The organism is Streptomyces sp. NPDC001634 (assembly GCF_040298185.1).
In the GTDB taxonomy this organism is placed as follows: domain Bacteria; phylum Actinomycetota; class Actinomycetes; order Streptomycetales; family Streptomycetaceae; genus Streptomyces.
On the sequence record NZ_JBEOZU010000065.1, the window covers coordinates 40,548 to 57,988 of the forward strand.

A 17,441-nucleotide genomic window follows, 5' to 3' on the forward strand; every position below is an offset into this window, starting at 1 on the left:
GCTACCAGTCCTTAGCGAACTCGACCTCCAGGACGTGACGTTGGTCGGTGAGGCCATGGGGGCGGTGCTCGCCCTGACCACCGCAGCCGATCTGCCGGAGCGAGTACGGCGCGTCGTCGCGGTGAACGCCTACGACTTCCGGGGTGGAATCGCCCGGTCCAGTCTCCTCGCCCGTGTGGTGGTCAGCGGTGTCCTCACGCCGGGAGTGGGCCCGGTGATCGCCGGGGTAGAGCCGAAGACCGCCCTCAGCAAGATCCTTCAGGGTGGCCTCGGCGACAAGAGCGCGCTGCGGGCGGACTACGTAGACGAGCTCCTCCAAGTGGGCCGCCGCCCCGGATACCCAGCCGTCGCCCGGCGGTGTACCAGAACCTGCCCAGCCTCATCGCGGCCCGCTCGCGCTATCCCGAGGTCAAGGCCCCCGTCCGCCTCGTCTATGGCGAGAAGGACTGGTCCCGGCCCTCGGACCGGGAAGCCAACAAGGAGCTGCTGTCGGCCGCCGACTTCACGCAGGTGCCGAGGGCCGGCTACTTCATCGCCCTGGAACGGCCCGACGTACTGGCCGACCTGTTGAACGCGGTGGCGTGACTGCCCCGAGACAAGTGTGGCCGACCTAAGGAGAGGTACATGACGATGCCGGTGGTTCCGGCCCGGTAACAAGCGCCGAAGGGCCCATGGGCGACATGGCCGACGTCATCTCACCCAGACGGGCCTGCGCCAGGCCGCGGCCTTTTTCGTGGACGGAGCCGCACGGGGACCTCGACGCGACCGAGTGGCTACCACCGTCGAGCCGCAGCATGTGGGCTGACCGTCTCCCAGCAGCTCCCAGGGTGCGGGATCCGACAGACAGAGGGTGGGGCCTGTCCGTGCCTGTCTTGCCGTTGGCCACCGTACGGACTGGACGACGGCCTGGGACACGCGGCTACTTCACCGATCAGTCACCTGAGGCGGTGGGCCAACCGGTGAACCGATCCCTGCAGTCGTGACCTCGTGCCGTGAGTCCCCGTCGCTGCCGGGGCCGTCACGGCGGCCCGAGTGGCTGCCGCCCCTGATTTCCCTGCGCCGCCGGAAGGTGGTCGCCCCTGATCGCCGACTCGGGTGGGCCCGTAAAGCCGCCGGCGGGGCATCCCGGCGACGCCGAGCCGTACGACAGGGCACCCCTCAGTCTCTCCGCCGGACTCCGGGTGTGGTCATCGCTCCCTCATGGCTGCTGACGCGTTTCATACGACTATGACCCGACTTGCACGAAGAAACCGATCAGTTTACGGTAAGAGAAACCGATCGGTTTCCAGCTTGTGGAGGTAGTCGTGACAGCAATCGAAGGCGCCACTGTCCTTGTCACCGGGGGCGGCCGGGGCATCGGCAAGATGCTGGTCGAGGAGCTCTACGGGCGCGGGGCCGGCAAGGTCTACGCCACGGCGCGTGACCCGCGCACGGTGACGCACCCCGGTGCCGTTCCGCTGGCTCTTGAGGTCACCGACCCCGCATCCGTGACGGCCGCCGCCGAGCAGGCCCAGGACGTCACCATTCTGATCAACAACGCCGGCGCCTCGGTCCGCGCCTCGTACCTCGACTCCCCGATGGAGGAGGTGCGCCGTGACCTGGAGACGAACTTCTACGGGCCGCTGCTGGTCACCCGGGCCTTCGTGCCGATCATCGAGCGCAATGGCGGGGGGCACATCCTCAACGTCCATTCCGCCCTGTCCTGGCTGGCCGACGGCACGCCCTACGGCGCCTCCAAGGCCGCCCTGTGGTCGCAGACGAACTCCCTGCGTCTGGAGTTGCAGCCCCGCGGCATCGCGGTGACCGGACTTCACGTGGCCTACGTGGACACCGGCATGACGGCGGGCCTCGACGCTCCCAAGGCCGACCCCCGCGACGTCGCCGTAGCCGCCCTCGACGGCATCGAGGCGGGAGCGCACGAGGTGCTGGCCGACGACACCACCCGCTGGGTCAAGTCGCAGCTGTCCGCCGGTCTGGAGGCCCTCTACCCGCAGTTGAACAAGTAGCACGCATTCACCGAATCCGAGGAAATTCTCATGGAAAGTTCGCTCACCCACCGCTTCGTCGACGTGAACGGGATCAGGCTGCACATCGCCGAGCAGGGGCAGGGGCCGCTGGTCCTGCTGCTGCACGGCTGGCCGGAGAGCTGGTACTCCTGGCGTCACCAGTTCGGGGCGCTGGCAGCGGCCGGGTACCGGGTCGTCGCCCCGGACCAGCGCGGCTATGCCCGCAGCGAGCAGCCGCCGGACGTCACCTCGTACACCCTGCTTCACCTCGTCGGCGACGTGATCGCCCTGATCGAGGAACTCGGCGAGGAACAGGCGGTCGTCGTGGGACACGACTGGGGCGCACCGGTTGCCTGGACCGCGGCGATGCTGCGCCCCGACAAGGTCCGTGCGGTGGCCGGGCTCAGTGTCCCGCCGATCCTGCCCGGCGGGATGGTCCCGCCCTCCATCACCCGCACCCAGTACGGCGAGGGCTTCTACCAGGTGTACTTCCAGCAGCCGGGAGTCGCCGACGCCGAGTTCGCCAAGGACATCCCGGAATCCTTCCGCCGCCTCCTGGTCGGTGCCTCGGGCGACAACCCGCTCGGCAGGGAGCCCCGCCCGCTGGTCATACCCGACGGTCTGGGCCTGCTGGACACCATGCCGGCTTCACCCGACCTGCCGGCCTGGCTGACCGAGGAGGACATCCAGGCATACGCCGAGGACTTCGCCCTCCACGGCGAGCGGGCGTTCACCGGAGCCTTCAACTGGTACCGGAACATCGAGCGCAACAACGAACTGCTCGCCGCATTCCGGGGGCGGGGGATCGACGTTCCCGCGCTGTACGTGGTGGGAGACCGCGACATGGTCACCTCGTTTCGCAGCCCGGACGGGGGCCCCTCGATGGGCGAGATTCTCCGAGGCGAGGGCGGGCCGGACAACCCGCTGAGCGCTGTCCCGCACCTGCACGACGTGGTGGTGCTTGAGGGCTGTGGGCACTGGACGCAGCAGGAGCGTCCCGCGGAGACCAACGCCGCGCTCCTGGACTTCCTCGCCCACATCGACGGCCCCGCGCCCCGATGACACTGCGCAGAATCCGCCTGGCCGGCACAGTCCGGTGGGCAGAGGGCCCAAGGCACGCGTGGAGGCGGCCATCGAGCCAGGCGGCTTCACCGTCTTCGACCGCTTCCGACCCAAAACGATCGCCGGCCGCATCGGCCATTCCATGCAGCCGCACCTCCAACCAGACAAAGGAATCACCATGTCAGAGCGCCATCCCATCCTGATCACCGGAGCCGCCGGTCATATCGGCGGAGTGAGCCGAACGATCGTCGACATGCTGCTCGACCAAGGGCATCCGGTGCGGGCGTTCGTCCGGCAGGACGACGAACGCGCGCAGTCGCTCCGCCAGGCCGGGGCCGAGGTCTTCGTCGGAGACCTGCTCACCATCGCCGACGTGACAGCCGCGCTGAAGGGCGTCCGGCGCATCTACTTCAGCATGAGCCTGTCGCCGTACTACACCGACGCCGTCAGCCTGATGGCCGCGGCGGCGCGGGCCCAGGGCGACATCGAGGTCTTCGTCAACATGTCCGAGTACGAGCAGTCGTTCATGACGTTCGAGAAGATGACCGCACCGGCGGAGGAACGGCGTGCGTGGCTCGGCGGACTCGTCGCCAACTGGTCGCCGCAGCAGCGCGCCCACTGGGTCGCCGAGCGGGTGCTGGAGTGGTCCGGCCTCCCGACCGTCAACATACGGGCGGCCATATTCGTCGAGAACCCCTTGATGACCTGGCTGGCCCTGGCCCCGCTGAGCAACGGTGAACTGCGCCTGCCCTTCGGCCACCACCGCTTCCCGCCCATCGCGGGCTACGACGTGGCAGAGGCGTGCGCGAAGATCCTGGCCGACCCGGCGCCGCACATCTCGAAGATCTACGAGCTCACCGGTCCGGAACTGAAGGACATGCACGGGTTCGCGGAGGACTTCGGGGCCGTGCTGGGACGCCAGGTCACCTCCGTGCCCGAAGAGGTCGAAACCTGGAACGAGACCTACGTGGACCCTGCCCTGGCCGAGTTTCCGCACACCGCGGAGCACATAAAGACCCTCGCCCGGCTGATCGGCGGCGGCGGATACCGCGGCGTCACCGACCAATTGGAAACCCTGCTCGGGCGCCCGCCGAAGACCGTGCGGTGGGCGCTGCAGAACCATCCGCGCATCCAGAAATTGGCGACTGACCGAGTCGCCGAGAGGTCGAACCGCGGTCATGAGGGAGGGGACGAGGGGTGATGTTGCCGAGATCCGTAGGTGAACAACCGTCACACCGGCAGTTGGAACGCGTCGACCTGGGAGAAATACCCTACGCGGCGGCGCAGGCGGACATGGCCCGCTGGGTTGAGGAGCGCAAACAGGAACTCGCCGCCAACCGGCTCTTCCTGCTCACGCATCCTGCGGTGATCACCTACACCGCCCGGACGCCGAACGACCAACTGCCCGACGCGGCTTCGCCCATCGACCTGGTGCAGACAGACCGCGGCGGACATGCCACCTACCACGGCCCCGGCCAGCTCATCGGCTACCTCGTGCTCAACGTGCGCGAGCTCGGCCCCCGTGGGCTGATCCGCCGTGTCGAGCAGGCGCTCATCGACGCACTGGACAGCCTCGGTTTCCCAGCGGTCCGCCGCGAGACGCCGCCGGGGTCCGAGAGCCTGGCGGGCGTATGGACCCCCGATCACCGCAAACTCGCCTCGATCGGCATGCGCATCAGCGGGAGCGTCTCCAGCCACGGTTTCGCCCTCAACATCGACCCCGACCTGAGCGTCTACACCACCTTCACCGCCTGTGCCCTACCCGGCGTCCGGATGACCTCCCTGGCCGAACTCGCCGCCGAACGCGGCCTGCCGACCCCCACCCATACCGAGGTGCGCGACACCGTCGCACAAGCGGTCACTGCACACCTGACACCAGGTTAGAAACAGGAAAGGATGCACGATGGCCAGCAAGAACAAGCTCGACGACCATCCCACCGTCGTCAAAGTCCGCCAGCAGCACGACCGCGGCGTCACCCGGCCCGCCGAGCCACTGGACGCGTCCTGGCTGCGGCAGCTCTGTCTCGACGCGGGTGCGGACGACGTCGGTTTCGTCGAGATCGACCGGCCGGAAATCGCCGACCAGCGAGCAGACCTGGAAGCCGCGCTGCCGGGTGTCCGAGTGCTGATCAGCTTCGTGACCCGAATGAACCGGGAGAACATCCGCACTCCCTCGCGCTCGGTCGCCAACCTGGAATTCCATCACACCGGCGACCACTCCAACGAGGTCGGCCGACACGTGGTGGGCAAGCTGGAGGCGATGGGCGTGCGCGCCCTCAACCCCGCGATGGGTTTTCCGATGGAGATGGACAAGTTCCCCAGGAAAACATGGGTCGTCTCGCACAAGCCGGTTGCCGTGGCTGCCGGGCTCGGCAAGATGGGAATCCACCGCAACGTCATCCACCCCAAATTCGGCAACTTCATCCTGCTGGGCACCATCCTCATCGACGCCGAGGTCAGCGAATACACCCAGCCCATCGAGTACAACCCCTGCCTGGAATGCAAGCTGTGCGTGACGGCCTGCCCGACCGGGGCGATCGCCTCCGACGGTCACTTCAACTTCTCCGCCTGCTACACACACAACTACCGCGAGTTCATGGGTGGCTTCGGCGACTGGGCCGAACAGGTCGCCGAAAGCCGTAACGCGCACGACTACCGTTCGCGAGTGAGCGACAGCGAGAGCGCGTCCATGTGGCAAAGCCTCTCCTTCGGCGCCAATTACAAAGCCGCCTACTGCATGTCGGTCTGCCCGGCCGGCGAGGACGTCATCGGCCCCTGGCTGGACGATCGCAAGGCACATCTGACCCAGGTCGTGCGCCCACTGCTGGACAAGGAAGAGACCGTCTACGTCGTCCCGGGTTCCGACGCCGAGCAGCACGTGGCGGACCGGTTCCCCAACAAGCGCACGAAGCATGTCGCGATGAGCTTGCGCGCGAACAGCATCGACGGTCTGCTGGAAGGCCTGCCGCTGATCTTTCAGCGCGAACAGGCCAAGGACATGTCCGCCACCTATCACTTCACCTTCACCGGCGACGAGTCCAGGCAGATCACCGTGACCATCCGCGACCGCGCACTCGATGTCGCCGACGGACACCACGGTGAGCCGGATCTCAGGATCACCGCCGACACGCGCACCTGGCTGCGATTCCTCAGCAAGCCATCACTGCTGGCGTGGGCACTGGTGCGCCGGCAGATCAAGCTGCAGGGCTCACCCCGACTCCTGCGCGACTTCGGCCGCTGCTTCCCGTCCTGATCGCTCAGAAAAGGACGCATCACCGAATCATCACCGCAAGAAATGGAAGGCCGATCATGAGCACACTCAGCACCGAAGCCGAACTCGACCTCGTGTTGGAACGTAAGGAAACGATGGCCGAAGGTGTCGTGCTGCTGACCTTGCGCGACCCGCAGGGACGTCCGCTGCCGGAATGGCAGCCGGGAGCCCACATCGATCTGGTACTGCGAGCCGACCTGGTCCGGCAGTATTCACTGTGCGGGGACCCGGGGGACCGGTCCTGTCTTCAGGTCGCGGTGCTGCGTGAACCGGAAAGTCGCGGCGGGTCGAGCTACGTGCACGACGTGCTCACCGAAGGTGAGTCGGTACGCATCCGCGGGCCACGCAACCACTTTCCGCTCGTGAAAGCCAAAAACTACCTGTTCATCGCAGGCGGAATCGGGATCACCCCCATCCTGCCCATGGTCGCAGCCGTCAACGCCACCCGCGCCGACTGGCGCCTCGTCTACGGGGGCCGCACCCGGGCGTCGATGGCATTCGGTGAGACTTTGCAGCGGGCCTACGGAGACCGGGTGAGCCTGCGGCCCCAGGACGAATACGGGCTGCTGGACCTTCCCTCGCTGCTCGGCAAGCCGCAACGGAAGACAGCCGTCTACAGCTGCGGCCCGGAACCGCTGCTCGCGGCGGTCGAGGCCGGCTGCGAGAAGTGGCCGAGCGGATCTCTGCACCTGGAGCGCTTCGCCCCGAAACAGGATGTCACGGCCGGGCCGCAGGGCAGCTTCGAGGTCGAGCTGGCCCAGTCCGGCAAGAAACTGCTCGTCTCTGAGGACATGTCCATTCTTGAGGCCGTCGAAGCTGCCGGTGTGCCGGTGATGACCTCCTGCGAGGAGGGAATCTGCGGAACCTGCGAGACGAAGGTGTTGTCCGGACAGATCGACCACCGCGACTCGGTCCTGGACGACCAGGAGCGCGCCGCAGGCGACACCATGATGATCTGCGTCTCCCGAGCCAAAGGCGACCGCCTGGTCCTCGACCTCTGATCCACTGGAGAACCATTCCGGATGCTGCGTCAGCTGCTTCTCCGATCGTTGAAGGCCGCTACGCCAGGGCGTCAGCCCCCTTGGGCAGTCGCCACCGGAGGGCAGGCACGGGGCGCGAGCCCGCTCCCTGTGGACTGATCCGCCGCATCGAACAGTGGCGGACGAGCCTCCGGAAGCGGAGATTTTCCTAACCAGGACACGGCGCTGTCTTCCTGAATGCACTGGGCTGAGCATCCACTGAAGGCAGCGCCTGTACCCCTCGGTGGGACGAGGCAGGTTGACTACCGTGCCAGTTCCTCCACCGAGCCTGAACACACTGACTTGACAGGGAAGGTCATCCCCTGCACCCCCATGGAGCCGGAGATCGCGCACGCCCTGCTCACCGAGCGGCAGCCCGGCGACCTGCTGCGCGTCATCGGCCACCTCACGCTCCCGGACACCGCCGACGGCGTCATCCGACTGCACGCCGAAACCCTTGAAGTGCTCTGGGAAGCGCCGTCGCTGGACACGGATGGAGAAGACGCAGACACCGAAACCGTGACCGCCACCGACGCGGACACGGACACGGACCGCAACAGTGCCATCGCGGCTCTCGCCGAAGCCCTCACCGGCTTCGGAGAGGCCGCCCCCGGTCCCGGGCAGAGCGTCCGCATCCACATCAGCCCAACCGGGGCCCTCGGTTCGGGCCTGGAGCACTGCCACAGCTTCGACGTCACCCCGGCCATGGCCCACCGGCTCGCCGACTACGTCGACGCCATGAGCTGCTACCTGGACAGCGAACGCCCCGACGTCGTCGACCTGGACCCGGAGACCATCGCGGACCTGACCGATCTGTTCGAGGACATCGACCTGACCGGCCTCACCAACGCGGTCCTCAACGCGACCCGGCCCGAACACCGGGCCGCCGTCACGCAGGCGATGGACGACATGTTCGGCGACGTCCCCGCTCCCGAGGACACCGACCCGTGACCCCCAGCCACTCCCGAAGGGAGGCGAACCCGATGCCCACCCCGCCCCAGCGCACGGTCCTTGAGCGGTTCCCCGCCGGAGGCCCCCGCGGCTCCTGGCCGGCGGAAGAGTACGCCGCCGCCCAGCGCACCCAGGGCAGGCCGGACGCCCAGGTCGTGATGGACCTGCCCAGCGACCAGTTCCTCGTGGTCACCCACACCACCAACTAGCACCACCACCCCGAGCGCCGCGCCCCGCCTTCCCGGCCGGGCGCGGTGCTCTCGTCTGCGACAAGGAGCAGCACCCCATGGCCCGCATCACCATCCGCGTTGAACCCCGCCACGAGGACAACAGCCGCTGCGAGCACGACGTGAAGCCGTTCGGCAAGCCGCGCGACCCCGCCTCCGGCTGCACGGGCCGGACGGCGTATGCCGTCGTGTGCTCGCACCACGTCGACGTCGGCGACACCCACCACGTCAAGGTCCTCGCCGAGCCCGCCGCCCGCGAGCAACCGCCAGGAGCACCTCGCCGCCCTGCACGCCCGCTGACCCCGGCCCGGCCGGGATCCCCCATGCCTGTGGGGCGGCCGTCGACACCTCCGGCCGCCCCACAGCACCACTTAGACCAGCCCCACCGCCACCTGTCCCGGCACGTCAACCCGGCATTCCACAGAAGAGGAATCACATGAGTGCCCGCGAATTCTGGAAGACCGTCCTCCACATGGCTGCCCGCGGCATCGACGGATACGTACTCGACCGGGAGGCCGCACGCTCGTCGTGCTGTGCGGATCCACCAGGTACTGGGAGCAGCTTCAAGAGGCCAACCTGTACGGGACTGCCGCCGGCCGGATCGTCCTGGCGCCCGGCTGCAACCTCAAGCAGCCCCACCCGCTGTGGGCCGACCCCGCCCAGGCCGACCAGCTCAAGCTGGTCCTGAACGACCTGCACCTGCGCAAGATCGACGTCGCCGATGAAGTTCTCGTGGTCAACCCGGGCGGCTACATCGGCGAAAGCACCCTCAGCGAGATCAACTACGCCCGCAGCCTCGGCAAGCCCATCCGCTACACCCACACCACACCCGAGACGGCGCCCTGCCCGTGAGTGCCATGACCGGCCGGATGTACCTCGAACGAGGCCAGCCCGTCACCGTGGTCATCCCGTACTGCGCCCGCCGCGCTCCTGACGTCACCGGCAACTGGCTGCACTTCCAGTGGCCCGGTCAGCGACCCGCCGCCGGGCCGCGCAACGTGGCCATCCGCCGCGGCGACGGATCGATCGTCGTCCGGCCGTTCCGGGGCCTCACTCGGTGTTCTCCGGCCGACGGTGCGGCCACCGAACAGGACCAGCACGCCGCCCTCGGGGCCCGTTGACCCCGCCCGGCCCGGCCGGGACACTCTGGGGCCGCTGTCCGGTCTGCACCACCACCTGGCAGCTCAGCACCCGCCCCTGTCAACGGTGCGTCCTCGACCAGCAAGTACGCGATCTCCACGGTGACGACGCCGGGACCATCCGCCCCGAACTCGGCCCGTTCCACGAGGCGTTGACGAGTGCCGAACGTCCGGACGTTGCCGTGGCCTGGATCTCCCGCTCGAAGACCCGCGACCTCCTGGAACGCATAGGACGGGACGAGCGGCCCGTCACCCACGAGGTCCTCGACGAACTACCCCCGGGCAAGGTGCTGGCCCACCTGCGCAGTGTCCTGGTCGCGACCGGGGTCCTGCCGCCCCGCGACGAGCGGCTCGTCGCCCTGGAGAAATGCATCACCGAGACGGTCCAGGCTCGCACCGACCTCGCCGAGCGCCGGATCCTGCACGGCTACGCGGTCTGGCATCACCTACGTCGGCTCCGACGACGCCTCGGCGAAGACCACACCACCCGGCTCCAAGACCTGAACGTGCGCTGCCACATCACCGCGGCCGACAACTTCCTCACCTGGCTCGTCGGCGAAGGGCTCACGCTGGGAACCTGCACCCAGCCGGACCTGGAACGCTGGATGGCCGACCCCAAGGTCAGCTACCGCGACGAGACCGGCCACTTCATCCGCTGGTCGGTACAGCACCGACACGCCTACGGCCTGACCTACGGCACCGTCCGCTGGACCGGCCCGCTCAGCACCATCGACAGCGAGAAACGCTGGTCCGACGCCCGCCGCCTCCTCAACGACGACACGCTGCCGACCCCGGACCGCGTTGCCGGACTGCTGCTGATCCTCTACGCACAGAAGATCGCAACCATCAGCCAACTCACCGTCGACGACGTCCACATCGACAACGACACCGTCACGATCACGTTCGGCAGCTCGCCGGTCGTCCTCCCCGCCCCGCTGGCCAGCCTGGTCCGCGAGCTCGCCGCGACCCGCCGAGGCAAGGCCAAGATCGGCACTCCGGACGACGTCCCCTGGCTGTTCCCGGGAGGCCATCCAGGGCGCCCTCTCACCGACAGCCAGATCTGCAATCGCCTCCACAAGATCGGTATTCGGCCCAAACAGGGCCGGTCCACCGCGTTGTTCACCCTCGCGACCGAGCTCCCCGCCGCGATCCTCGCCCGGATGCTCGGCGTCCACATCAAGGTCGCCGTCCAGTGACAGCAGGCATCCGCCGGCGACTGGGCCGCCTACGCAGCCGAGGCGGTGTGTCCAGCTCGACCTTGCTCTTGAGCCTGTGGTCGGGCCGGGGAGGAGGCGGAGACATCGGCCTCCGGCCTGCGGGCTGCGCGCGTCCCTCCTCGCCGTGCGCAACGACTTTCCCCGGACTCCTTCTCTCTGGGCTGGGTATCTGCACGCAGGGGCCTAACTGTTGGTTCTTGAGGCGACAGTCAGACGGCGTGCCAAAGGGTAGGCACCGGCGCGATGGCGGCCGCGCCCGCGCAGCCCACGAGCAGCGTCCCGGCCAGCATCAGGCCGGCACGTGGCAGCCAACCGGCGATGGCGAGCAGCGCGGCGCTGGTCGCCGTATCTGTCCTCGCTGGTCTGACAGCCACCACTTCAAGGTCGGGCTCCTTTGTGTGCCGATGCTTGCAAGAGCAGCTTGGGGTAGAGCGGGTGCTTCTCGGCGGCGGCTCCTGCATCTCAGGGACCGGACAGCAAGGAGGATCAATGCGCCGCATCGGATCGACGCCCGCCAAGCGCGGTCGACCGGAGCCAACAACTGCCTCGACGTCATCGAGCTGGACGACGGCGACTTCTACGTCATCGGCAAGCTGCTGTTCCTGTCGCCGCCCAAGCACGAGAGGCTGCGCGAGCAGGGGGCGTCGGTCCGTACTGGCGAGACTGCCGTCGTAATGCCGCGCGACTGCGTGCTGGCCGCCGCGAAGCAGCTGGCGGCCGAGGGGCTCGTCGGATAGCCGGCCGAGTGCCGGCGGGGCTACGCGCGTCAGAAGATGTTCTGTCGGCGGTGCTCTTTGCGGAGTGCGGCGAATCTCTTACGGGCTTCTTCTCTCGGCAACCCGTTGTCGACCTGGACCAGAAGGTCGGAGAGGGTGTCGCGCGACTCCATGAACCCCTTCCACTTCTGCTGGGGCTTGAGCCAGGTGTCCAGCGCGGTAAGGACCGCGACCAAAAGTGAGAGTGCCGGGACCCAACCGACGAGAAAGGCCGCGCTGCTACGGCTGAGGTTTTGGCCTGCTGCGACGATCGCCGATGCAACGATCAATGTGATGCGGCTTACGTAGTAGGTCATGCCGTAGTTGAGCGTGCCGCGGGACAGGGCTCTTTGCTCCCGGCGCATGAGTCCATCCAGGCTGTCGTCTCGCGCTGTGATTGATGTGGTCCCTGTCCTCTGTTGCTCGCCCTGTCCTCTGGTTTTCTCGGGGTCCATGAGCCGTTCCAACCTCTCGCGCACAGAGCCTGTACGTTCGGGGAGAGTCTGCCCATCTCTGTTACTGCGGTATCTGCGCTCAACTCTGATGGCTCACGGAGAGTGGCCGCCGCCGCCCGTATGGCAGGGCGGCGAGGGTGCACGACCTGCGACACAGTCGCCGACCGTGATGTCTTCTACCTTGCCGCCGTAGGCCGCGAGGGTGGGGTGAGGTAAAGCTGTGTGGTGGAGAGGCTCTTGTGCGCGTGATCACGCCCAGGAGCTGCTGGCCGGGCAGCGCGTCGCGCCCGTGTGCGGTGAGCAGCTCGTCGGAGCGGGCGCCGGTCGATGCCCAGCCCGCCAGCAGAGCACGGTCACGGTGCGAACGCAGGCCAGCGAACACCTCGGCGTACTTGTCATCCGGGATGCGTCGTGGAACCCGCTGCGGGACTCGGGGCCGATACAGACCCGCGCGGACGGAATCCTTCCCACCTTGCCGGGCCGCTGGCCGACCGCGGCGCACCCGGTCTCCAGGGAAGGGGTTGACCAGCAATGCTCCGCTGCCCATCTCCAGGTGGAAGGCGTAGAAGCTCCTTAGCACCGTCTCGCAGTGCGCGCGGGTGGAGGCGGCATACTTCCGGCCCGGCGTCGGTTTCCCCGTCACCGGGTTCGATGCACCCGGAACAGTCGTACGGGCCGGGGCGGGCGAGGCGGCCACCCCGGGCTGCCCGCGGTGGCGCCAGTGGACACGCACCGGCTGTCGGCCAGGCGCATCCACAGCATGAAGTCGCGGGCGTCCTCCCGTGCGACGCGGTCCCACGCGATCGCGCGCACCCACAGGAATCGCCACCAGCGCAGCAGGTCATTGCCGTACGACCGCAACTGGAGGCAGGGGTGTCCGCAGCCAGCAGGTCCCGGAGGTACAGGGCGGCGGGCTCGATGACCGCTCCGTCCTGATCGAGCAGCCGGTACGGCTCCCAGGGATCGCCAGTCTCCAAGAGGCAGCCCGTATCGGGCAGGACAAGATTCTCCACACTGCGTGCAGGATCACCGAGTTGACCCATGCCCGGAAGCTAGCAGAAACACCTTCTGAACTGCGAAAATGTCAAATTTAGTTCAGTCAAGAGCTCGACATCACCGGCTGGACGCCGGATGAGGTCGACGCCGGAATTGCCCTCGAGACGGAGCTCGGCCAGTTCGGCTCCGGGAGCCGGGCGGTGTACGACCCGCGCCCGGGCGACCGGCGCCGCTGGGACTGGTCCGGCGATACTCCCTGATCACCCGCCAGCCGAACTCGGTCGGGTGAAGACGTCAGGTCGGCGGAACCTCCCGGTCGCCCGGGCGTAGTGCCGTACACGGACCCGATCACGATATGCACGTGAAGGAGCCCGGCCTGGCCATCGTCAACGTCGCGGCCGCCGACGACGCGACCGCGCTCGCCGTTCAGGCCGCGCTCGCCGCGCAGTGGGCTCCGGCGACGGCAGACCGTACGACACGCGATCCAGGCCAGCCCGGCGTACGGTTGCGCTGCTATCTGGACGTGCGCCAGCCGCTCGACTCGTAGCTGTGGTCGGGCCTCCACGCCGTGGTCGGCCTCATGGTCGGCCCGACCCGCGGGCATGGTTAGGCTTCGCAGGCCTTCGTGGACGGGCGCCCGGTCTACGGGACCAGGCGCGGTGCGATGAGCGCGGCAAGCGCCCTTACAGAGTGCTCCTGGCCGTCGACCACAACGGTCTCTACCTGTGTCCTGGGGAGACCGTCACAGTCCCGGTGGGGGCTTGTACTGCGCCAGTGTGTCGCAACGCCTCGCTCGAAGGCCCCAGAAGCACCCTTGCGGGCTGCCGCGGGCGCCTCCTGCTGCGGCGGCAGCGGCACGATGCCGAGCTGCTCCAGGTGCTCGCGTTGCCCGTCCATCAGCCCTGCCCAGACGGTGTGCTCGCGCTGTTTGGCGAGCCATCGGCCGATGTCGAGGCCGTAGACGGTGACGCCGGGCAGGACGACGGTTGGTTCGGTCTCTTCGCGGAGGAGTTCGCCTACGGCGGCGTAGTGCAGCTGCCATTCCGCCGGCCTCCAGCACCGCGTGGTCGTGCTCGAGGTCGGCGCGCATCGTTGCGGCGTCGAAGTCGGCGCCACGAACCCAAGCGCTGGGCTCACGGAGAGCACCTCTACTCCGTTCTCACCCAGCACACCTCCACCCCATGACCCTTTAGCAACGCACCAGTCGTCGGTGCTGTGCGCCGCACGCGCGCCGACGCCGTGTGCCTGCTCGGCAGCGCGCTGGCCTCGTGGGTTCTGCAGGTCATCGGCCGATCAGCTTGTGCAGGCCGAGAGTGCTGGCCCCGGCGCCCGTCAGGCCGGCGAGAACGGCGCCAGCTGCGTTGCCGGAGCTGAAGTAGGTGAGTACGCCGACGGCGACACCGATGAAGGCGGCTGTGAGCAGCACAAGGACGGCGCGTTGGGTCAGCAGCGGTTCTGTCTCGGGGCTCGGAGCGGGAGAGCCTGGCGGTGAAGTGCTCATACGGGTTCCTCGGTTCGCCCGGTGCGCACCGTGTACGCGTATCGGGGCATCGTGATGACCTGCGCGGTGGTCCACGCCCAGCGAGCCCTGCACCGCGGCAGGTCAGCCAGGTAGCCGCGCTGCTCTTCCAGCCATTCGGCGCGCTCGCCCTCAGGGAGGAGCTGAGCTACAACCTCAAGCACTTTGCCACCAGGACCGAATCGGCGACGGTTTGATGCAGCGATGCGCTTTGCCTTGTACTTGATGCCCCACCAGAGGGGCGACTGCCTTCGCGGGCCCTTCGTCTGGTCGGCGAACTGCTGCAGAAGGCGCTGCGTCGCTGGATCCTTCGGAGTGCTTTCCAGGAGTTCGAGAAGTTCTTGGTCGGGGTCAGGATCATCTGACGTGTGGGCCAACGGGGGCCTCCTGCCCGTCCAGTACGGCGGTCTTGGGGTTGCTCGGCACGGACTGGCGAGATGAAGGCGGCGTGGCGGTCATGCTGCCTCCGCCTCCCGCCCGGTGCGTACCGCGTATGCGTACTTCGGCATGGCGACTGTCTGTGCGATGATCCACCCCCAGCGCTTCCTGCGCCTGGGCAGGTCCGCAATGTACCCGCGCTGTTCCTCCAGCCAGTCGGCCCGCTGGGAAGCGGGCAGGACCAGCGCGATGAGCCGAAGCGCCCCGATGTCCCCGCCCGCGCCACGTTCCTGGACTCGCTGCGCCCCGGTGCGGGGCCCGGCCGCCGCTTGCCGCAGGAGATGGTCGGCGTCCCGTTCGACCTCGGCCGCGGGCACCGACACACGGAACTCCTCTTCACCCAGCCAAAAGACCACGTCGTAGCGAGGACCGCTGGAGACATAGAAGACCTCAACCCCGGGGCGACCGGCGGGGGCAACTCCTTGGTCCCGCAACCTCGCCAACGCCATTTCAACGGCCACCTCGCGGATCATGTGGGGTCGTTGGACCTCCGGACGGATCACAGTCCGCCTCCAGCCACTCCAGGGCGCGCGGCCCCCGGTCGGGTAGAGGCCGGTACAGCTGCGGTGGCGGCAGCGATGGCGAGGGGAGCTTGTTCGGCTCCCTTGTCGGTGAGGCGGTAGAAGCGGCGTCGGGGGCGGCCTTCAGCCTCGGCGATCTCGTCCTGTTCCCAGTACCGCTCGACCCAGCCGGCCTGCCGCAACCGTTCGAGCAGGGGGAAGAGGGTGCCGTTGGGCAGGTCAGTCATTCTCGACAGCTCCAGCCCGTACAGCCCCTCGCTCAGGATTGTTGTGCGGCGTTCGCCGTCGGCGCCCTGGCCGAGCAGGGCACGCAGCACTGTCTGAGTGTGTGGGGTCATCTGTGGGTCTGCCATGGCATCAATCTACCTAGGTAGGAGAACCCGTGTCTACCTAGGTAGATTGACTCTCGCCTCTGCCCTGCGCGACACCGATTGACACTCAAGGGGGTGCTGGTTGGTGTTCGGGGTGGTGGCTGGCCTCCCCGCGGCCTTGACCGCTGGGGCGGGCTGAACGGGTCGGCTTCGACGACGAACCACCCTGAACCGGCCGGCCACCTCCCGGTCACTTGCCCCGGCCTCGATCAGATCGGCGGCTGCGAGCCGGACTTGCTCACGCTGAGACCGTTCCTCGGCCGTCAGTCCACCGCCGTCGGGATACCTCATCCTCCCGGCATAGCGCCGCCCACGACAGCTGTCACCGGTCGTGCCCCGCCGCGTGTTGCAGGCCGTGAGCATCCCTGCGGGGGATCCGGTACAGCACACACAGGCGAAGCGGCCCCTCGGGCACGCTCGGATCCTCGAAGTCGTCGGCCGGATCCCGGGTCATGCCGATCCGCCGCATCACTGCCTGGGAACGAAGGTTGTGGACGGTCGTCGACGCCACCACTTCCGGGAGCCCGAGGACCTCGAAGCCGAAAGCCAGACAGGCCAGGGCAGCCTCAGTGGCGTAACCGTGCCCCCACGCCGAACGCATCAAGCGCCAACCGATATCCACCCCCGTGAACGGCATGTCCTTGCCCACCTCGTCCAAGCCGACACGGCCGATGAACTCACCAGTCTCCCGTGCTTCGAGCGCCCACCACCCAAAACCTCGCTCGTCAAACTCGGCCTGCATGAGTGCCACCGCGGCATCGCTTTGCTCCCGCGTCAGCAGTTCCCCCAAGTGTTCTCGGACTTCAGGATCGGCGTTCATAGCCGCCCACGGTTCGAGGTCGGACTCCCGCCACCGGCGGAGCAGAAGACGATCGGTTCGCAACTCTGGCATGCCACCCAGCCAATCCGATCAAGATCAGGGTGTCGATCGGTTATGTCGGACCTTACGGTGCTCGTCCATGCCAGATCCGCTGCGTAGATCCTCACGGCCTACCACCGCCCGGCGGCACACCATCCCGTCACGACCCGAAGTAACCCGCACAGTTAAAGGTCTCTAGCGGTAGTTCGTTAATTCCGGCGGTGGCGTGGGTTGACGGCAGGTCGGGTTGGCCGTAGGCCGGTGGTAGGAGTCAACCGCCTTGCTGGAGGCTGCAGATGACCGCTCGCCGTCCGTGTCCGCCCGCGCCCGGTCCGCTGGAGGAGTACGCGGCCCGGTTCCACGACCTCTTCTTCAGCCTGGCCCAGCGGCGGGGTTTTCGCGAGTACCTGACCGGGCTGCTCGCGCCGCGGGAGCGGAACAAGACGCTCACCTGCCTGGCAGGGGCGGAGCCGGTGACCGGCGCAGGGATGCCGGGGGTGCAGCGGCTGCAGTTCTTCCTGTCCGAGTCCCCCTGGGAGTCCGAGCAGGTCAACGACCGGCGGCTTGAACTGCTGCGCGAGCAGCAGGCGACGGCTCCGCACGACGGCGGGGTCATCGTGATCGACGACTCCGGG

23 protein-coding genes and 2 pseudogenes are annotated in these 17,441 nt (G+C 67.9%); 16 read left to right on the forward strand and 9 right to left on the reverse strand.

All coding sequences use genetic code 11. The annotated features are described in order from the left end of the window. Positions 1 to 7: 7 nt before the first annotated feature. From ABT186_RS33475 to ABT186_RS33535, 13 genes and pseudogenes are all read left to right on the forward strand, one after another. Positions 8 to 585 (forward strand): annotated as a pseudogene (locus ABT186_RS33475) (alpha/beta fold hydrolase); the annotation flags it as partial. A 719-nt stretch (positions 586 to 1,304) separates the two neighbouring features. Then, positions 1,305 to 2,006 (forward strand): SDR family oxidoreductase, encoded by a 702-nt coding sequence (locus ABT186_RS33480; RefSeq protein ID WP_351928271.1) that lies wholly within the window; start codon positions 1,305 to 1,307, stop codon positions 2,004 to 2,006. Between the two features lie 30 nt (positions 2,007 to 2,036). Then, a complete protein-coding gene (locus ABT186_RS33485; protein ID WP_351928273.1) occupies positions 2,037 to 3,068 on the forward strand; it encodes an alpha/beta fold hydrolase in 1,032 nt (343 codons plus the stop codon). A gap of 178 nt (positions 3,069 to 3,246) precedes the next feature. Next, the gene (locus ABT186_RS33490; protein WP_351234878.1) at positions 3,247 to 4,269 is read left to right on the forward strand and encodes an NmrA family NAD(P)-binding protein; all 1,023 of its coding nucleotides are present in this window, start codon (positions 3,247 to 3,249) and stop codon (positions 4,267 to 4,269) included. Next, the gene (gene lipB, locus ABT186_RS33495) at positions 4,269 to 4,952 is read left to right on the forward strand and encodes a lipoyl(octanoyl) transferase LipB (protein WP_502973398.1); all 684 of its coding nucleotides are present in this window, start codon (positions 4,269 to 4,271) and stop codon (positions 4,950 to 4,952) included. Before ABT186_RS33490 ends, lipB begins: the two co-directional genes overlap by 1 nt. A gap of 19 nt (positions 4,953 to 4,971) precedes the next feature. Then, the gene (locus tag ABT186_RS33500) at positions 4,972 to 6,321 is read left to right on the forward strand and encodes an SCP2 sterol-binding domain-containing protein (RefSeq protein ID WP_351928277.1); all 1,350 of its coding nucleotides are present in this window, start codon (positions 4,972 to 4,974) and stop codon (positions 6,319 to 6,321) included. A gap of 56 nt (positions 6,322 to 6,377) precedes the next feature. Next, positions 6,378 to 7,340: a PDR/VanB family oxidoreductase gene (locus ABT186_RS33505; RefSeq protein ID WP_351234872.1), complete on the forward strand. Its 963-nt coding sequence runs from the start codon at positions 6,378 to 6,380 to the stop codon at positions 7,338 to 7,340. Between the two features lie 351 nt (positions 7,341 to 7,691). Next, entirely contained in the window at positions 7,692 to 8,309 is a 618-nt protein-coding gene (locus ABT186_RS33510) for a hypothetical protein (protein WP_351928279.1), read from the forward strand. 32 nt (positions 8,310 to 8,341) lie between these two features. Then, complete coding sequence (locus ABT186_RS33515; RefSeq protein WP_351234868.1) at positions 8,342 to 8,518, forward strand: DUF8839 family protein; 177 nt, start codon at positions 8,342 to 8,344, stop codon at positions 8,516 to 8,518. Positions 8,519 to 8,595: 77 nt separating this feature from the next. After that, the gene (locus ABT186_RS33520) at positions 8,596 to 8,976 is read left to right on the forward strand and encodes a hypothetical protein (protein WP_351928281.1); all 381 of its coding nucleotides are present in this window, start codon (positions 8,596 to 8,598) and stop codon (positions 8,974 to 8,976) included. A gap of 88 nt (positions 8,977 to 9,064) precedes the next feature. Next, positions 9,065 to 9,388, forward strand: coding sequence for a hypothetical protein (locus ABT186_RS33525; protein ID WP_502973397.1), 324 nt, complete (start codon positions 9,065 to 9,067; stop codon positions 9,386 to 9,388). Further along, entirely contained in the window at positions 9,385 to 9,657 is a 273-nt protein-coding gene (locus ABT186_RS33530; protein ID WP_351234862.1) for a hypothetical protein, read from the forward strand. The genes ABT186_RS33525 and ABT186_RS33530 overlap by 4 nt, the downstream gene beginning before the upstream one ends. Further along, entirely contained in the window at positions 9,654 to 10,871 is a 1,218-nt protein-coding gene (locus tag ABT186_RS33535) for a site-specific integrase (protein ID WP_351928283.1), read from the forward strand. Before ABT186_RS33530 ends, ABT186_RS33535 begins: the two co-directional genes overlap by 4 nt. A 230-nt stretch (positions 10,872 to 11,101) precedes the next feature. Here the strand turns inward: ABT186_RS33535 and ABT186_RS33540 are convergent, their stop codons facing one another. Next, entirely contained in the window at positions 11,102 to 11,266 is a 165-nt protein-coding gene (locus ABT186_RS33540; protein ID WP_351234884.1) for a hypothetical protein, read from the reverse strand. Between the two features lie 30 nt (positions 11,267 to 11,296). Between ABT186_RS33540 and ABT186_RS33545 the strand changes: the two genes are divergently transcribed. Then, positions 11,297 to 11,629 (forward strand): hypothetical protein, encoded by a 333-nt coding sequence (locus ABT186_RS33545; protein WP_351928285.1) that lies wholly within the window; start codon positions 11,297 to 11,299, stop codon positions 11,627 to 11,629. A 29-nt stretch (positions 11,630 to 11,658) separates the two neighbouring features. Here ABT186_RS33545 and ABT186_RS33550 read toward each other — a convergent pair whose 3' ends face one another. Continuing rightward, complete coding sequence (locus tag ABT186_RS33550) at positions 11,659 to 12,102, reverse strand: DUF4231 domain-containing protein (protein WP_351928286.1); 444 nt, start codon at positions 12,100 to 12,102, stop codon at positions 11,659 to 11,661. A 1,351-nt stretch (positions 12,103 to 13,453) separates the two neighbouring features. Between ABT186_RS33550 and ABT186_RS33555 the strand changes: the two genes are divergently transcribed. Continuing rightward, positions 13,454 to 13,645, forward strand: a complete 192-nt coding sequence (locus tag ABT186_RS33555; protein ID WP_351234855.1) for a DUF6207 family protein — start codon at positions 13,454 to 13,456, stop codon at positions 13,643 to 13,645. A gap of 95 nt (positions 13,646 to 13,740) precedes the next feature. Here the strand turns inward: ABT186_RS33555 and ABT186_RS33560 are convergent, their stop codons facing one another. The 7 genes and pseudogenes from ABT186_RS33560 to ABT186_RS33585 form a co-directional block, all read right to left on the reverse strand. Further along, positions 13,741 to 14,235: a helicase associated domain-containing protein gene (locus tag ABT186_RS33560; protein WP_351928288.1), complete on the reverse strand. Its 495-nt coding sequence runs from the start codon at positions 14,233 to 14,235 to the stop codon at positions 13,741 to 13,743. A gap of 145 nt (positions 14,236 to 14,380) precedes the next feature. After that, positions 14,381 to 14,599 (reverse strand): hypothetical protein, encoded by a 219-nt coding sequence (locus ABT186_RS33565; RefSeq protein WP_351234851.1) that lies wholly within the window; start codon positions 14,597 to 14,599, stop codon positions 14,381 to 14,383. Continuing rightward, complete coding sequence (locus ABT186_RS33570) at positions 14,596 to 14,994, reverse strand: hypothetical protein (RefSeq protein ID WP_351234849.1); 399 nt, start codon at positions 14,992 to 14,994, stop codon at positions 14,596 to 14,598. The genes ABT186_RS33565 and ABT186_RS33570 overlap by 4 nt, the downstream gene beginning before the upstream one ends. Positions 14,995 to 15,072: 78 nt before the next feature. After that, entirely contained in the window at positions 15,073 to 15,378 is a 306-nt protein-coding gene (locus tag ABT186_RS33575) for a hypothetical protein (protein ID WP_351234847.1), read from the reverse strand. Between the two features lie 176 nt (positions 15,379 to 15,554). Further along, complete coding sequence (locus ABT186_RS33580; protein ID WP_351234845.1) at positions 15,555 to 15,929, reverse strand: PadR family transcriptional regulator; 375 nt, start codon at positions 15,927 to 15,929, stop codon at positions 15,555 to 15,557. 174 nt (positions 15,930 to 16,103) lie between these two features. Continuing rightward, a pseudogene (locus ABT186_RS48085) lies at positions 16,104 to 16,238 on the reverse strand (IS630 family transposase); the annotation flags it as partial. Between the two features lie 31 nt (positions 16,239 to 16,269). Continuing rightward, positions 16,270 to 16,839, reverse strand: a complete 570-nt coding sequence (locus ABT186_RS33585; protein ID WP_351234843.1) for a GNAT family N-acetyltransferase — start codon at positions 16,837 to 16,839, stop codon at positions 16,270 to 16,272. A 263-nt stretch (positions 16,840 to 17,102) separates the two neighbouring features. On the opposite strand from ABT186_RS33585, the gene ABT186_RS33590 reads away from it, so the two are divergent. Continuing rightward, positions 17,103 to 17,441, forward strand: a 339-nt coding sequence (locus ABT186_RS33590; protein WP_351928290.1) for a transposase, incomplete at its 3' end; no start/stop codon positions are given.

Bases quoted from the DNA above. Each gene is read 5' to 3' on its own strand.
- ABT186_RS33490 (WP_351234878.1), top strand. From the start codon at position 3,247: ATGTCAGAGCGCCATCCCATCCTGATCACCGGAGCCGCCGGTCATATC.
- ABT186_RS33565 (WP_351234851.1), bottom strand. From the start codon at position 14,599: ATGAGCACTTCACCGCCAGGCTCTCCCGCTCCGAGCCCCGAGACAGAA.
- ABT186_RS33585 (WP_351234843.1), bottom strand. From the start codon at position 16,839: ATGCCAGAGTTGCGAACCGATCGTCTTCTGCTCCGCCGGTGGCGGGAG.
- ABT186_RS33580 (WP_351234845.1), bottom strand. From the start codon at position 15,929: ATGGCAGACCCACAGATGACCCCACACACTCAGACAGTGCTGCGTGCC.
- ABT186_RS33550 (WP_351928286.1), bottom strand. From the start codon at position 12,102: ATGGACCCCGAGAAAACCAGAGGACAGGGCGAGCAACAGAGGACAGGG.
- ABT186_RS33510 (WP_351928279.1), top strand. From the start codon at position 7,692: ATGGAGCCGGAGATCGCGCACGCCCTGCTCACCGAGCGGCAGCCCGGC.
- ABT186_RS33545 (WP_351928285.1), top strand. From the start codon at position 11,297: ATGCTTGCAAGAGCAGCTTGGGGTAGAGCGGGTGCTTCTCGGCGGCGG.
- ABT186_RS33520 (WP_351928281.1), top strand. From the start codon at position 8,596: ATGGCCCGCATCACCATCCGCGTTGAACCCCGCCACGAGGACAACAGC.
- ABT186_RS33505 (WP_351234872.1), top strand. From the start codon at position 6,378: ATGAGCACACTCAGCACCGAAGCCGAACTCGACCTCGTGTTGGAACGT.
- ABT186_RS33555 (WP_351234855.1), top strand. From the start codon at position 13,454: ATGCACGTGAAGGAGCCCGGCCTGGCCATCGTCAACGTCGCGGCCGCC.
- lipB (WP_502973398.1), top strand. From the start codon at position 4,269: ATGTTGCCGAGATCCGTAGGTGAACAACCGTCACACCGGCAGTTGGAA.
- ABT186_RS33515 (WP_351234868.1), top strand. From the start codon at position 8,342: ATGCCCACCCCGCCCCAGCGCACGGTCCTTGAGCGGTTCCCCGCCGGA.
- ABT186_RS33500 (WP_351928277.1), top strand. From the start codon at position 4,972: ATGGCCAGCAAGAACAAGCTCGACGACCATCCCACCGTCGTCAAAGTC.
- ABT186_RS33485 (WP_351928273.1), top strand. From the start codon at position 2,037: ATGGAAAGTTCGCTCACCCACCGCTTCGTCGACGTGAACGGGATCAGG.